The sequence below is a fragment of the Dactylosporangium sp. CA-139114 genome (assembly GCF_050955725.1).
Lineage (GTDB): Bacteria > Actinomycetota > Actinomycetes > Mycobacteriales > Micromonosporaceae > Dactylosporangium.
Map to the genome: position 1 here is coordinate 1,132,417 of NZ_CP192080.1, position 13,490 is coordinate 1,145,906.

General features: G+C 74.1%; 13 protein-coding genes. 6 read left to right on the plus strand and 7 right to left on the minus strand.

Annotated elements, in window-relative coordinates; genetic code table 11:
- Window positions 1-69: 69 nt before the first annotated feature.
- The 4 genes from ACQP2P_RS05115 to ACQP2P_RS05130 all read left to right on the plus strand — a co-directional run bounded on the left by ACQP2P_RS05115 (window position 70) and on the right by ACQP2P_RS05130 (window position 2,694).
- A complete protein-coding gene (locus tag ACQP2P_RS05115) occupies window positions 70-474 on the plus strand; it encodes a YwqJ-related putative deaminase (protein ID WP_433613752.1) in 405 nt (134 codons plus the stop codon).
- On the plus strand, window positions 471-785 hold the full coding sequence (locus ACQP2P_RS05120) for a hypothetical protein (RefSeq protein WP_433613754.1): 315 nt from the start codon (window positions 471-473) through the stop codon (window positions 783-785). Before ACQP2P_RS05115 ends, ACQP2P_RS05120 begins: the two co-directional genes overlap by 4 nt.
- Entirely contained in the window at window positions 782-1,276 is a 495-nt protein-coding gene (locus ACQP2P_RS05125) for an SUKH-3 domain-containing protein (protein WP_433613756.1), read from the plus strand. Before ACQP2P_RS05120 ends, ACQP2P_RS05125 begins: the two co-directional genes overlap by 4 nt.
- Window positions 1,277-1,656: 380 nt before the next feature.
- Window positions 1,657-2,694 (plus strand): SseB family protein, encoded by a 1,038-nt coding sequence (locus ACQP2P_RS05130; protein WP_433613758.1) that lies wholly within the window; start codon window positions 1,657-1,659, stop codon window positions 2,692-2,694.
- Here the strand turns inward: ACQP2P_RS05130 and ACQP2P_RS05135 are convergent, their stop codons facing one another.
- Both ACQP2P_RS05135 and ACQP2P_RS05140 read right to left on the minus strand, forming a co-directional pair.
- On the minus strand, window positions 2,695-4,047 hold the full coding sequence (locus ACQP2P_RS05135) for a hypothetical protein (protein ID WP_433613760.1): 1,353 nt from the start codon (window positions 4,045-4,047) through the stop codon (window positions 2,695-2,697).
- Window positions 4,044-5,297: a type VII secretion protein EccE gene (locus tag ACQP2P_RS05140; protein ID WP_433613762.1), complete on the minus strand. Its 1,254-nt coding sequence runs from the start codon at window positions 5,295-5,297 to the stop codon at window positions 4,044-4,046. Before ACQP2P_RS05140 ends, ACQP2P_RS05135 begins: the two co-directional genes overlap by 4 nt.
- Window positions 5,298-5,535: 238 nt before the next feature.
- On the opposite strand from ACQP2P_RS05140, the gene ACQP2P_RS05145 reads away from it, so the two are divergent.
- Together ACQP2P_RS05145 and ACQP2P_RS05150 are read left to right on the plus strand one after the other, a co-directional pair.
- Complete coding sequence (locus ACQP2P_RS05145; protein ID WP_433613764.1) at window positions 5,536-6,159, plus strand: Dps family protein; 624 nt, start codon at window positions 5,536-5,538, stop codon at window positions 6,157-6,159.
- Window positions 6,160-6,181: 22 nt separating this feature from the next.
- Entirely contained in the window at window positions 6,182-8,548 is a 2,367-nt protein-coding gene (locus ACQP2P_RS05150; RefSeq protein WP_433613766.1) for an Hsp70 family protein, read from the plus strand.
- Here ACQP2P_RS05150 and fabG read toward each other — a convergent pair whose 3' ends face one another.
- The 5 genes from fabG to ACQP2P_RS05175 form a co-directional block, all read right to left on the minus strand.
- Window positions 8,549-9,247 (minus strand): 3-oxoacyl-ACP reductase FabG, encoded by a 699-nt coding sequence (gene fabG, locus ACQP2P_RS05155; protein WP_433613768.1) that lies wholly within the window; start codon window positions 9,245-9,247, stop codon window positions 8,549-8,551.
- Between the two features lie 2 nt (window positions 9,248-9,249).
- A complete protein-coding gene (locus tag ACQP2P_RS05160) occupies window positions 9,250-10,413 on the minus strand; it encodes a thiolase family protein (protein WP_433613770.1) in 1,164 nt (387 codons plus the stop codon).
- Window positions 10,414-10,524: 111 nt separating this feature from the next.
- A complete protein-coding gene (locus tag ACQP2P_RS05165; RefSeq protein WP_433613772.1) occupies window positions 10,525-10,908 on the minus strand; it encodes a YybH family protein in 384 nt (127 codons plus the stop codon).
- The gene (locus ACQP2P_RS05170) at window positions 10,905-12,182 is read right to left on the minus strand and encodes an MFS transporter (protein ID WP_433613774.1); all 1,278 of its coding nucleotides are present in this window, start codon (window positions 12,180-12,182) and stop codon (window positions 10,905-10,907) included. The genes ACQP2P_RS05165 and ACQP2P_RS05170 overlap by 4 nt, the downstream gene beginning before the upstream one ends.
- The gene (locus ACQP2P_RS05175) at window positions 12,179-13,462 is read right to left on the minus strand and encodes an aminotransferase class I/II-fold pyridoxal phosphate-dependent enzyme (protein ID WP_433613776.1); all 1,284 of its coding nucleotides are present in this window, start codon (window positions 13,460-13,462) and stop codon (window positions 12,179-12,181) included. The genes ACQP2P_RS05170 and ACQP2P_RS05175 overlap by 4 nt, the downstream gene beginning before the upstream one ends.
- Window positions 13,463-13,490 lie beyond the last annotated feature (28 nt).

A 13,490-nucleotide genomic window follows, 5' to 3' on the forward strand; every position in this document is an offset into this window, starting at 1 on the left:
CCAGCCGCGCTCACCACGATGCCCGCCTATGGGCAGTCGGTCCGCGTTCGGGCGGCTACGCTGTGCGGCATGGCGACCAGGGCGACGACCGGCCGCAGGCTGCCGCTGACCGCGGGCGCGCTGCTCGTGGGCGACACGGTCTACCGGCACACCTCCGTTCGCGGCGACACCCCGCCCGAGCTGCACGCGCTGATCCGGCGGTTCCTGCACGAGCTGCCGGTCGAGTCGCGGGAGCGCTACGCGGGCTCCTGCGCGGAGATGATCCTCGTCTCCGACCGCCTGCACGAGGCCGAGCGCGTCCTCGGCGGCACCCCGCTGACCCCGGCGGCCGCGCGGGCCGAGCTCCGGGGCGCGCGGCTGTCGCTGGTGCACATCCGCGAGGAGGGCGACCCGGTGCACGGCACCCCGGCCCGGCCCTGCCGCACCTGCGCCGCGCTGCTGGACTGGCTCGGCATCGAGGCGGGCACGTCATGAGCGCCCCGGCGCGCTTCGCCCGCGGCGTGGACGTCCTGGTGCGTTTCGCCCCCGGCGTGGACGTCCCGGCGCGTTTCGCGCCCGGCGTGGGCGCTCCGGTGCGTTTCGCGCCGGGCGTGGATGTCCTGGTGCGTTTCGCGCCCGGCGTGGACGTCCCGGTGCGTTTCGCGCCGGGCGTGGATGTCCTGGTGCGTTTCGCGCCCGGCGCGGACGCCTCGGCGCGTTTCGCCCCCGGCGTGGACGCGGCGCCGCGCGAGGCCGGCCGGGCGCCCGGCCGCATCCGCACCGCGCTGTTGGACGGTGCGTCATGAGCGGCCCCGCGCGCTTCGCCCCCGACGTGGAGACCGCGCTGCGCGAGGCGGGCTGGGCGCCCGGCCGCGACGTGACGCCCCGCGCGCGCATGTGGGGCCTCGCGCTGGCCTCGCACGCCTCGCCGTCCGGGCAGCAGCACACCGTCGTGCCCGCCGCCCTGGCCGTGCTCGCCGAGTTCGGCGGCCTCACGGTCCGGGCCCAGGGCGAGGGCGCCGAGGTCGCCCGCACCGGCATCGTCTTCGACCCGCTGCGCGGCCTGCACGCCGCCACGACGCTGGCCGAGCTCGGCGAGCTGATCCGGGCCCGGCTCACGCCGATCGGCGAGCAGGACGACGGCGCCGGCCTGCTCGCCGTCGACGAACACGGCCGCGTCTTCGTGCTCGACCACACCGCCGACTGGTTCGCCGGCGCGACGATCGACGAGGCGATCGCCACGCTGCTCGGCGGCCGCCTCCCGGCTCGCGTCACCGACGAGGGCACCTGGTCATGACACCGTCCTACGACGCGCACCCCGCCGGCGCACACGACCCGCGCGAGGACCGGCGCCCGTCACCGAGCGCCGGCGACCCGCGGCCCTCGACCGGCACCGAAGGCTGGCGGCCCTCGCACGGTGCCGGCAACATGCAGCCTTCGCACGGTGTCGGCAACCCCCGGCCTTCGCACGGTGCTGGTGACTCGCGGCCTTGGCACGGTGCTGGTGACTCGTGGCCTTCGCACGGTGCCGGCGACCCAAGACCCTCGCACGGTGCTGGTGACTCGCGGCCTTCGCACGGTGCCGGTGACTCGTGGCCTTCGCACGGTGCCGGCGACCCAAGACCCTCGCACGGTGCCGGTGACTCGTGGCCTTCGCACGGTGCCGGTGACCCGCGGTTGTTGGTCGGTGGCGGGCAGTGGCGGCCGTCGACCGAGGCCGAGGAGGCCATGGCGGCGGCGGTCGCGGCGCAGGACCAGATCGCCTACCTGAAGGCGCTGTCCGACGAGGCGCTCTACCTGCCGATCACCCCGGCCGCGGCCGCCGGGCGCGAGCCGGTGACCCTGGCGACGTCCCCGGCCGACGGCACGACCTACGTGCTGGCCTGGACGTCCGGCCCGGCCCTGCCGCCCGAGGTCCAGGCCGTGCGCCGCGCCCCGCTCTTCGAGGTCGTGCACGCCATCCAGGAGCGCGGCTGGGGCATCGCCGTGGATCCCGGGCTGCCGGTGCAGGCGTACCTGTCGCCGGACGCGGTGCGGACCCTGCCGCCGTGGGAGCCCGAGTGGTGGCCGCTGGACGACGCGCTGCGCCGGGCGGTGCTGGCCGAGGACCGGGAGGCGTACATGGCCGCTCTCCTCGAGGCCCACCTGGTGCTGCCGCTGCCGACGGAGGAGGAACTGGCCGCGGCGAGCCCGCGGCCCGACCCCGACGATCCCGAGGCGGCCTACTGGACGGTCGTGCGCACCGACCGGATCGTGCCGAGCATCTCCCGCGACGTGACCGACCCCGAGTTCCCATGGTGGCGCGCCGAGCTGGTCGACGGCCGCGAGATCATCTTCGCCTTCACGTCGGTCGCGCACATGCAGGCCGAGGTCGGCGACCGCGAATGGGTCTCGGTACCGTTCATCGACATCGTGGTCGCCTGGCCCGAGAGCGACTCGGCGAGCGGCCCCCAGAGCGGAGCCGGAAGCTGGTCGCAGGGCGGGTCCCGGAGCGGGGCCGGGAGCTGGTCGCAGGGCGGGTCCCGGAGCGGGGCCGGGAGCTGGTCCCGAACCGCACCGGCAGGCGGGGCGGGCGACGGGTCGCAGGGACGACCGGGGCTGCGGCTCAACCCGGGCGGCACCAACGGGGTGGAGCTGCCGCCCGACGCCCTCGCGGAGATGTACAAGCTGTTCATGGCGGCCCTGCACGAGAAGCACACCGCGCGCGACGAGTGATCAGCGCTGCGGCGGCCCGTGGTACTGCTGCTCGACCCCGGTCGGGGAGAGCCAGACATATCGGTTGGCCCCGCTGCCCATGAGCGCGAGCATCTCCGGGGTCATCTCCTGCAGCAGGCCGGCCCCGCTCTCGGTGAGGTTCAGCGCCTGGCCCGCCACCGCGGCCTCCTGGCGGCTGAGCTTCTGCAGCATGACGAGGTTGCAGCCCTGCAGCGTGTGCGCGTGCTCGGCGCCGAGCTTGCGTACCACCGTCACCTGCGTCTGCCACGCACCGAGCTCCGGGCGCGCGCCGAAGCCGACCTGGCTCACGTCGGTCACGATGAGCAGCGGCTGCCGGGCGCTCGCCGGGGCGGTGGGCGGGCGCGGGTCGTTCCACAGCAGCAGCCGGTCGCTCATCCCGGTCGCCCACTCGCCGAGCCCCTGCCACGGGCGCGGGTCGCCGGTCATCACGATCACGCGGGCGCCCAGGGCGAGGGTCCGGAACACCAGGAGCCGCTGCGCCCAGAGCCCGCCGACCAGGGTCACGCGGGTCGGCTCCGGGCGGAACAGCCGGATCGGCACCGGCTGGCGCTGGTAGTCCACGCCGAGCATCAGGCCCGTCGCGCCCGTGCCGCCCCGCATCTGCTGCAGCGCCGCCGCGCTCACGTCGTGCCAGCCCACGTGCAGCCGGGGCAGGCTCGGCCCGAGCGGCTTGCCCGTGCGCCGCGCCGGGGCCGGGGTGCTCGTCGGTGGCCCGGTCGGGCCCGGCCGGCGGACCGCGAGATCCTCGGGGCGGGCCTGGGCCGGCGCGGCGTGCTGGGCGGCTCCGAGCGTCCCGGCCGCGGCCTGGGCCTGCTGCCACGGCAGGCTGGGCGCGGCGGTGCGCGACAGGGAGCTCTCGAGGTCGAACTGCGGCGGCGCGGCGGCCGGGCGCACCTCGGTCGTCACGTGCTCGCGGACCGGCTGGGCCTGCTGCGGCACGGCGGCCCGCGCCTGGGCGGCGTACTGGGCCTGCTGGGCGTACTGAGCCTGGGCAGCGGCCTGAGCTTGAGCCTGGGCGGCGGCCTGAGCCTGGGCGTATTGCGCCTGCTGCGCGGCGTAGGCGGCCTGCGCCTGGGCGGCGGCCTGAGCCTGAGCGGCCTGAGCCTGAGCGGCCTGGGCTTGAGCGGCCTGGGCTTGAGCGGCCTGAGCAGCCTGGACCTGAGCCGCGTAGGCCGCGGCCTGCTCCGGGGAGTACTGCGCGTCCCGACTCGCCGGCGGCACCTGAGCGCGGCCGACCCCGCCCCGGCGCAGCCCGATCTGCTCCGGCGGCGGCGCGCTGCGCCGCCCGTGCTGCTCCTCGTAGGGCTCCGGCGGCTGCTGCGGATGGCTCACTTCGCACCGCCCCCGGTCGGGGCGCACGCGTACATCCCCGGCCCGTGCTCCCCGTCGAGCCGCACGAGCTCGGCGTGCGCCGCGGCCGCCGCCTCCGTCACCGCGCGGGCCGAGGCCTCCAGCGCCGCGGGCGGGGCCGAGACGCGCACCAGGCAGCGCAGCGCCAGCCCTCCGCCGTCGCGGGTCAGCGCCAGCGAGGTCGCCGACGACGAGGACGGCAGCGAGATCAGGTGCTCCAGCAGCGCTGAGGTGTCGTCCAGCCGCGGCCAGGTCTTGAGCCAGAAGACGTTGTGCGCCAGCTCGCCGCAGCGCCAGAGCGTCCAGTCCTCCTGCGGCCGCCACGACTCGCCGGGCGCGGCCGGGTCGAGCTCGCAGGCCCGGGCGACGGCGTCGGTGAGCTCGTCGCCGGTGAGGATGTGGTGCTCGAGACCGGCGTCGCGCAGCAGGCGGCCGACCTTGCGGATCAGCGAGCCGACGAGCGCGGGCGCGTGCTCGGCGTCGTAGCTGCCGGCCATGCCGACCTCGGCGCGGGCGCGGGCCTCGAGCCGGACCGCGACCCACGTGGTGCGCTCGGCGGGCAGGGCGGGGCCGGGCTGCAGCTGCTGCAGCTCACGGTAGGAGCGCGCGGCGAACTGGGTGTTGTCCACCCGCTGCCACGGCGCCGGGACGCTCACGGTGGTGACCTGCACGACCGCGCCGGGGTGCTCGGCCTCGTCCAGCACGCGGGCGAGGAGATCCAGCGGTACACCCGGCTCGGCATCGCCCCGCATGGACGTCTCGGTGCCCAGGACGGCCGCGGCGTACCACCCGGCGGCGTCGCACCCGATGCCGATCTTCGGGCCGTCGGCGGTGGCGCCGGGCACCTCCCGGACCAGCATCCCGGGCGCGAGGGTGCGCAGCATGACCAGGCGGCGGTCGGGCTCGTGGGCGGGGTCGGGCGCGGCGAAGCGGCGGCGGTTGTGCTCGCGGGTCATCGCGCGCCGCTCCAGCCACCAGCGGCCGTGGCTGCGCAGGAGGGCCACCACGATGACGGCCAGGCCGACGGCTCCGGCGATCCCGGCGACGACCGGCCCGCGCGGCAGCAGGGCCGCGATGCCCAGCACGACGGCCTCGACCAGCACCAGGCGCCCGATGTGGACCCCGCCGACGTATCCGGGCCGGCGCCGCAGCTGCGGCCGGTCCACGGCGTCGGGTCGTCCGGCGGGCGGCGCGGTCGCGCTGCCCCGCGCGGACACGGGCGCTTGTGTCATCCGGCCGGCACCCCCCGTAGCTCTAGCCGCTCAACTCGTCGTTCGGGATCGCAGCTTACCTATCCCGTTCACCCTATGGGGGCAGGCGGGAGAGCGTACCGCGTCACCCTCATCATCCCTCCCGGTTCGGCGGTCGCGCGCACCGGCGGACCACGCTGTGCGCCATCCGCCGGCCGCACCGGCCGAGTCACCGCCCCGGGTGAGGGTCGAACGGCGCCGGCCGGGCACAGGTCGGTCCATGCCAGCCACCAAGCCAGCCACCAAGAAGAAAAGCGGCAGCCAGCCCTGGCTGCACCAGCAGGGCCACGAGATCCAGCGGTTCGGCCAGCTGCGCCAGTTCCCGGTCGCGCTGTCCCACGACGCTCGCCTGTACTCCTGCGAGCGGCTCAACCAGGTCCTCGCCGACACCCAGATCCTCTACGCGCTCTACAAGAAGCACCATTGGCTCATGCGGGGCCCGACCTTCTACCAGCTGCACCTGCTGCTCGACAAGCACGCCGAGGAGCAGCTCGAGCTCGTCGACAGCATCGCCGAGCGGATCCAGACGCTGGGCGGCATCGCCGTCGGGGACCCCCGGCACGTGGCCGAGCTGACCCGGGTACCGCGGCCGCCGGATGGTGCCGAGGAGGTCCCGGCGATGCTCTCGCGCATGCTCGAGGCGCACGAGATGATCCTGCAGGAGTCCCACGACGCCGCGGGGCGGGTCATGGAGCAGGGCGACGACGGCACCAACGACCTGCTGGTCTCCGACGTCATCCGCCGCAACGAGCTGCAGGCCTGGTTCCTCGCCGAGCACCTGGTCGACACGCCCCTCGTGCACACGGAGGAGGAGTCGAAGCCGTCCGCCAACGGACGGCGTTGATGCAAGGCGTTACCGTGGCGGCGTGACGAGGCATATCGAGTCGCAGCTGGGCATCGACCTGGGCACCACGCACACGGTCGCGGCGCTGACCGCCGCCGACGGTCGCAGCCAGCCGCTGCTGTTCGACGCCAGCTTCCTGCTGCCGTCGTCGGTGTACGCCGAGGTCGACGGGCACCTGCTCGTCGGCCGGGATGCCGAGCGCAGTGCCCGGCTCGATCCCTCCCGCTTCGAACCCAACCCGAAGCGCCGGGTCGACGACGGCACGGTGCTGCTGGGCCAGCGCGAGTATGCCGTGTCCGACCTGCTCGCCGCGCTGCTGCGGCGCACCGCGGACGAGGCGTCCCGGGTGCTGGGGGTCATGCCGGTGCGCACCGTGCTGACCTACCCGGCGAACTGGGCCACCCACCGCCGCTCGGTGCTCGCCGACGCCGCGGCCCGGGCCGGCATGCCCTCGCCGATCCTCGTGCCGGAGCCGATCGCGGCCGCCGCCTACTTCACCAGCATCCTCGGGCGCACCATCATGCCCGGCGGGGTCCTGGTGGTGTACGACTTCGGCGGCGGCACCTTCGACACCACGATCCTGCGGCGCCGGCCCGACGGCGGCTGGGACGTGCTGGCCAGCGACGGCCTGCCCGACGTCGGCGGGGTCGACCTCGACGCGGCGATCATCGGACACCTGGGCCAGTCGCTCGCCGCCACCGACCCGGACCGCTGGCGCCAGCTGGTCGAGCCCGCCGACGACGCCGCCCGCCGCCGGCACCACCTGCTGCGCGAGGACGTGCGCGCGGCCAAGGAGCAGCTCTCCCGCGCCTCGACGGCGAGCGTGCACCTGCCGCTGTTCGAGACCGACATCCACGTCACCCGCTCCGAGTTCGAGCAGCTGTCCCGCTCCTACCTGCAGCGCACCGTCGACCTGACGGCGAGCACCCTGCAGCGGGCCGGGGTGCGCACCGACCAGATCGGCGGGCTGTTCCTGGTCGGCGGCTCCAGCCGCATCCCGATGGTCTCCACGCTGCTGCACCAGCGGCTCGGGGTCGCCCCGACGATCATCGAGCAGCCCGAGCTCGTCGTCGCCCTCGGCAGCGTGCTGGCCGCGATGCCCTCGCGGCCCGCGCCCTTCCCGCAGGGCCCGCCGCCGCTTGCCGGTCCGCGCCCGCCGATGATGGCCCCGCCGAACGCCCCGATCTCGGGCCCGGCTCCGATCTCCGGCCCGATACCCGTCCCGGTCTCGGGGCTGCCCACCGCGCCCATGTCCGGGCCGCCGAACCCGGTGTCCCCGGCGGCGTTCCAGTCCTCCGCCACGCCGACGTCCCCGCCCACGAGCGCGCCGCCCAACCCCACCGCGGTGTTCGGGGCGCCGCCCCCGGTCGCGCCGCCGTTCCAGCCCGTCGCGCCGCCGCGCCCGGGCGGCGGGAGCAAGACCGGCCTGCTCGTGCTCATCGTGGTCGGCGCCGTGCTGCTGCTCGGCGTCGGCGGCGCGGTCGCCTGGAACGCGGTGAGCGACGACAAGCCGGACACGAACCGCACCGCCACCGCCGGCAACGGCGGGCGCGGCACCGGCGGCACCGGGTCGGACGGCGGCGGGGCGGCCCCGACCGCCAACGCGAAGCCGGGCGCGGCCACGCAGACCGTCGACGTGAACAAGACGATCTGGTACGCGCAGTTCAAGGTCACCGTGAACAAGGTGACGTACGACGCCAGGACCGGCAGCACGCCGAAGCTCTCGGCCGAGCTCGTGATCGAGAACCTCGGCCCGGACAACGAGCGGCCCTACCTGCCCACGATCTTCAACGTCGGCGGGCAGCAGTACACGGGCCAGTTCCAGGAGAGCACCACGGTCGCGGGCGGCCAGAAGAGCAACTACACCCTGGACTTCGGCATCTACGACCCGCTGAAGGTCAGCATCGCCACGGGCGAGCTCATCTTCGGCGAGGCCGAGCGCGAGCAGCCCAAGATCTCGCTGGCGAGCGGGGACGTCAAGGCGTACGAGCCGGTGAACCTGATCAAGGACCAGAAGGTGACCGTGCGGGACGTGACCGCCACGTTCACCACGTGCGACCTGCGCGGCGGCTTCTTCGACTACAACGGGCAGGCGAAGAAGGGCTACCGCGTGGTGATGTGCAAGGTCGACATCCAGTACACCGGGAAGTCCTCGGAGTACGTCGGGCAGGAGCACTTCCGCCTGGGCACGCCGGACAACTCCGAGCTCGGCCCGGACACGGCGCCGAACGAGGCCCTGTCCGGCGGGCAGAAGGCGATCGGCACCGACCTCGCGTTCCAGGTGAGGATCGACCAGCCGGGCACGTACAAGCTGCGGCTGGTCGACCTCGGCGACCACAAGGAGCGGCAGGCCGGCGACGTCGCCGAGGTCGACCTCATCCTGAAGTGACTAGCGGGCGCCGCCGTTGACGTAGAGGGTCTGGCCGGAGACGTAGGAGGCCTCGTCGCTGGCCAGGAACGCGATGACGGAGGCGACCTCCTCGGGCCGGCCGACCCGGCGCAGCGGCGTGCGCTCGGCCACCATCGCCTGGTGCTCCTCGGGGGTGCTGCCGACCCGCTCGGCCGTGGCCGCGGTCATCGGGGTCGCGATGTAGCCCGGCGCCACCGCGTTCACGGTGATGCCGTACGGCCCCAGCTCGATCGCCAGCGTCGCGGTGAGCCCCTGCACGCCCGCCTTCGCCGCGGCGTAGTTGGCCTGGCCGCGGTTGCCCAGGGCCGAGCGGCTGCTGAGGTTGACGATCCGGCCGTACCGCTCGCGCACCATCACCTTCTGCGCCGCCTGACAGCACAGGAACATGCTGGTCAGATTGGTGTTGAGCACCGCCGACCACTCGTCGAACGGCATCTTGAACAGCAGGTTGTCCCGCGTGATGCCGGCGTTGTTGACCAGGATGTCGATCCGGCCGATGCCCGCGAACACCTCGTCGACCTGCTGCTTGTCGGTCACGTCGCACGCCACGACCCCGTCGGCGGCCTTGAGGTCGAGCACCACCACGTTCGCGCCCTGCTCGCGCAGCAGCGCCGCGGTGGCCGCCCCGATGCCCTGTGCCCCGCCGGTGACGACGGCCGTCCTGCCCTCGAATCGCATGCTCAGTCCCTTTCGACCAGTACTGCCGAACCCTGCCCGACCCCCACGCACATCGTCGCCAGCCCGCGCGAGTCGCCCGTGCGCCGCATCCGGTGCAGCAGCGTCGTGAGGATCCGCGCCCCGGAGCAGCCCAGCGGGTGCCCGAGCGCGATCGCGCCGCCGTCCGGGTTGATCAGCTCCGGGTCGAGCCCGAGCTGGTCGGCGCACGCGAGCACCTGCGCGGCGAAGGCCTCGTTGAGCTCGGCCTGCTGGACGTCCCCGACGGACCAGCCGGCCCGGGCGAGCGCCTTGCGGGTCGCCGGCACCGGCCCGATGCCCATCACGTCGGGGTGCACGCCCGCCGAGGCCCCGGCCACGTACCGGCCCAGCGGCTCCAGGCCGAACTCGCGCAGCGCGTCCTCGCTGACCAGCAGCAGCCCGGCCGCGCCGTCGTTGAGCGGCGAGGAGTTGCCGGCGGTCACCGTGCCGCCGTCGCGGAAGACCGGCTTGAGCTTGGCCAGCTTCGCCAGGCTCGTGTCGGCCCGGATGCCCTCGTCGGCGCCGACCCCGTCGACCGGCAGCAGCTCGGCCGCGAAGTGCCCGCTCGCGGTCGCCCCGGCCGCCCGCTGGTGGCTGCGCAGCGCGAACGCGTCCTGGCGTTCGCGGCCGATGCCGTAGCGCGCCGCCACCTCCTCCGCGGTCTCGCCCATGCTCAGCAGCCCGTGCAGCTGCTGCATGCGCGGGTTGACGAGGCGCCAGCCGAGCCGGGTGTCGGAGACGGCCATCGCGTGCGGCAGCGCCTCGTCCGGCCGCGGCAGCACGAACGGCGCCCGGCTCATCGACTCCGACCCGCCGGCCACGACCACGTCGGCCTCGCCCGCGGCGATGGTGCGGGCGGCGACGGTGACCGCCTCCATCCCCGAGGCGCAGAGCCGGTTGACGGTCGCGCCGGGCACGCTGTCCGGCAGGCCCGCCAGCAGCACCGCCATCCGCGCCACGTTCCGGTTGTCCTCGCCGGCCTGGTTGGCCGCGCCCCAGTAGACCTCGTCGACGCGGGCCGGGTCGATGCCCGACACCAGCTCCCTGACCACGCCCGCCGCGAGGTCGTCGGGCCGCACGTGGCCGAGCGCCCCCCGCAGCCTCCCGATCGGTGTGCGCCGGGCGGCGGCAAAGTACACGGTTCGCATGCCCATGAAACTAACACTGTTAGTCGGCCGTGGAACCGTCCGGCCGTCACCCGCGTCCAACCCGCCGTGTCGCGGCGCGGAGCGCCCGACATTTCGCCTTCGAGCGGTTCCCTACGTCGGCTCCGAGCCCTGGACCGCGCGCCACAGCCAGGCGCCCGAGTTGCGGCGCGAGAGCAGACCCGTGATGCGGTACGGAAACGGCTCGACCGTCCCGTCCGGGCCGTGCTCGGCGCCGTCGGCCTCGGCGATGACGAAGGCGCCGCCCGGCAGGGTGTGCACCGTCGCCGAGGTCGCCTGCCAGGTGTACGCCGCGGGCCGTGCGAAGAGCCCCGCGAGCAGCTCCCGCACGGCGTCGCGGCCGGTCGCGCACTCGCCGGCCTCGGAACCGACGTACGTGATGTCGTCGTCGGGCACGAAGCAGGCGAGGGCGGCCTCCAGATCGCGGGCGAGGAAGGCCTGCCCCAGCCGGTCCACCAGCTCCACCACGTCGCTCATGACGAGACCACCAGCTGCTTCGGCGAGCGCATGCCCGGCAGGTAGAGGAACGCGAGGGTCACCGCGGCGCCGAGCACGCCCGCGCCGATGAGGGTGTTCTGCACGCCGATCGCGGTCGCGACGGGCGCGGCCATGGCGTAGCTCAGCGGTACCAGTGCGATCGAGATGAACCAGTCGACCGAGCTCACGCGGCCCATCAGCTCCTCCGGGACGAGCCGCTGCTTCGCGGTCGCCCACGCGATCGTGCCGGCCGCCTCCAGGCCGTTGACGAGCGCGCACGAGATGGCGAGCTGCCACGACGCCGTGGCCAGCCCGTAGCCCGCCACCGCGAGGGTCGCCAGCGTCCAGGTGACGTAGATGAAGCGCATGTACTGCTGCGGCACGCCGCGCTGCCCGACGATCAGGGCCGCCGCGATGGCGCCGATGCCGCCGCTGGCCAGGACCAGGCCCAGGTCGCCCGCGGTGCCGTGCAGCTCGTGCTTGACCACGAGCGGCAGGAGCACCTCGGTGGGGCCGATGAAGAGCAGGTACGCGAAGGTCGCCGCGACGAACGTGCCCCAGAGCCACACGTTGCCGCGCACGTAGTTCAGGCCGGCCTTGAACTCCTCCCACACCGAGGCCTCGGGCGCCTCCGCGGGGGTCTGCGCCGCCCGGGTCCGCATCAGCAGCAGGCAGGCCGCCGAGATCGCGAACGTCACGGCGTCCACCGCGAAGGCCAGACCGCTGCCGCCGACGGCGATGAGCACGCCACCGAGCGACGGGCCGGCCATCTGCAGGGCCGCGGGCCGGACGAACTGGTCCAGCGCGTTGGCCTGCACCAGCTCCTCCTTGTCGACCAGGGTGGGCACGAGCCCGTCGAACGCCGGGCCGAAGAAGCCCGACGCCGCCCCGTAGACCGCGACCAGCGCCACGATGTGCCACACCTGCACGACGCCGGTGAGGCTGAGCACCGCGAGCACCGTCAGCACCGCGCCCCGCACCAGGTCGCTGGCGAGCATGATCTTCCGCCGGTCGAACCGGTCGCTGACCACCCCGCCGAACAGCAGCGTGACGACCTGGGGCAGGGTCAGGGCGAACCCGACGACGGACATCGCCGCCGGGGCGTCCGACAGCGCGTACACCTGCCAGGCCATCGCGACGAGCAGGATCCCGTCGCCGATCAGCGAGCTGCTCATGCCCGTCCACAGGAGCCGGAAGTCCCGGACCCGCAGCGGGATCAGCAGCCCCGGAAGCTCCCGCCTGGCGCGGTGGCGGGCCTCGAAGACGTGCTTCAAGCCGCGTTCCCGAGGGCGTTCACGTCCGTCCGCAGCAGGCGGCCGGCGTGGGCGAGCTCGGTGATGACGCCGTTGAGCTGGTCGATCTCGGCGTCGGTGTTGGCCGCGGTGACCTGGACGCGGAAGCCGACCTGGTCGCGCGGGACGAGCGGGTAGGCGGCCAGGGTCACGTAGGTCTCGCGGTCCCACAGGAACTGCCCGACCTGGGCGATGTCCTCGCCCGGGGCGAGCGGCAGCTCGATGATCGGCGTCGTGCCGGAGTTCGGGGTGTAGACGCCGAGCGCGCGCACGTGCTCGAGCACGCGCATCGTCTTGCGGTACAGCTCGGCGCGGATCTCGTCGCCGCGCTTCTCGTTGAGCTCCAGCCCGGCCATGACCGTGGCCAGCGAGGCCGTCGGGGACGGGCCCGAGTACAGGTACGGCGGGGCGGCGACCTTGAGGTGGTTCTTGAGCCACGTCGGCAGGGCCAGGAACGCCATGAGCGAGGAGTACGACTTCGAGAAGCCGCCGACGAGCACGATGTTGTCGTAGGTCTCGCCCGCGTACTGCACGATCGCGTTGCCCCGCGAGCCGTACGGCGAGGTCTCGTCGGGCCGCCGCTCGCCGATGACGCCGAAGCCGTGCGCCTCGTCGACGTAGAGCAGCGCGTCGTACTGGCGGCAGACCTCGGCGAAGCGGGCCAGGTCGGGCGCGAGGCCGGTCATGCTGTTCACGCCGTCCATCGCCACCAGCTTCGCCTTGCCGGCCGGCGCCTTGGCCAGCAGCTCGGCCAGGTGCTCGGGGTCGCCGGCGCGGAAGCGCTGGACCGTGGCGCCGAGGCCCTTGGCGTACATGCAGCCGTCGTAGATGGTCTTGTGCGACTGCGAGTCGAGGAAGATGGTGCCGTCGCCGGCCAGGATCGGGATCACCGACATGTGGATGTGCGTGATCGTCGGCAGCAGCAGGGTGTCCGGGGCGCCGAGCAGCTCGGTGAGGCGCTCCTCGATGTCGATGTACGGCCGGGAGTTGCCCAGCAGCCGCGACCAGCTGGGGTGCGTGCCCCAGGTGCGGATGTACGGGTCGACGGCGTCCATGATCTCCGGCTCCAGGTCGAAGCCGAGGTAGTTGCACGAGGCCCAGTCGGTCAGCCAGTGACTGCCCACCCGGATGCGGCGACCGTCGATCTCCTCGATCACGGCGTCGTACATCGGGCTGGTCGTGCGCAGGCGCTCGAGGTCGTTCCAGCGTCCGTCGCGACGAACGTAAGTGCCCTGGGTGCTGTGCAGCGGGTGGACGGTCATGCGGATCTGCCTTCCGTGGTCGAGGAGT

Coding starts and splice junctions, on each gene's coding strand:
- ACQP2P_RS05115 (WP_433613752.1), top strand. CDS start 70: ATGGCGACCAGGGCGACGACCGGCCGCAGGCTGCCGCTGACCGCGGGC.
- ACQP2P_RS05120 (WP_433613754.1), top strand. CDS start 471: ATGAGCGCCCCGGCGCGCTTCGCCCGCGGCGTGGACGTCCTGGTGCGT.
- ACQP2P_RS05125 (WP_433613756.1), top strand. CDS start 782: ATGAGCGGCCCCGCGCGCTTCGCCCCCGACGTGGAGACCGCGCTGCGC.
- ACQP2P_RS05140 (WP_433613762.1), bottom strand. CDS start 5,297: ATGACACAAGCGCCCGTGTCCGCGCGGGGCAGCGCGACCGCGCCGCCC.
- ACQP2P_RS05145 (WP_433613764.1), top strand. CDS start 5,536: ATGCCAGCCACCAAGCCAGCCACCAAGAAGAAAAGCGGCAGCCAGCCC.
- fabG (WP_433613768.1), bottom strand. CDS start 9,247: ATGCGATTCGAGGGCAGGACGGCCGTCGTCACCGGCGGGGCACAGGGC.
- ACQP2P_RS05160 (WP_433613770.1), bottom strand. CDS start 10,413: ATGCGAACCGTGTACTTTGCCGCCGCCCGGCGCACACCGATCGGGAGG.
- ACQP2P_RS05165 (WP_433613772.1), bottom strand. CDS start 10,908: ATGAGCGACGTGGTGGAGCTGGTGGACCGGCTGGGGCAGGCCTTCCTC.
- ACQP2P_RS05175 (WP_433613776.1), bottom strand. CDS start 13,462: ATGACCGTCCACCCGCTGCACAGCACCCAGGGCACTTACGTTCGTCGC.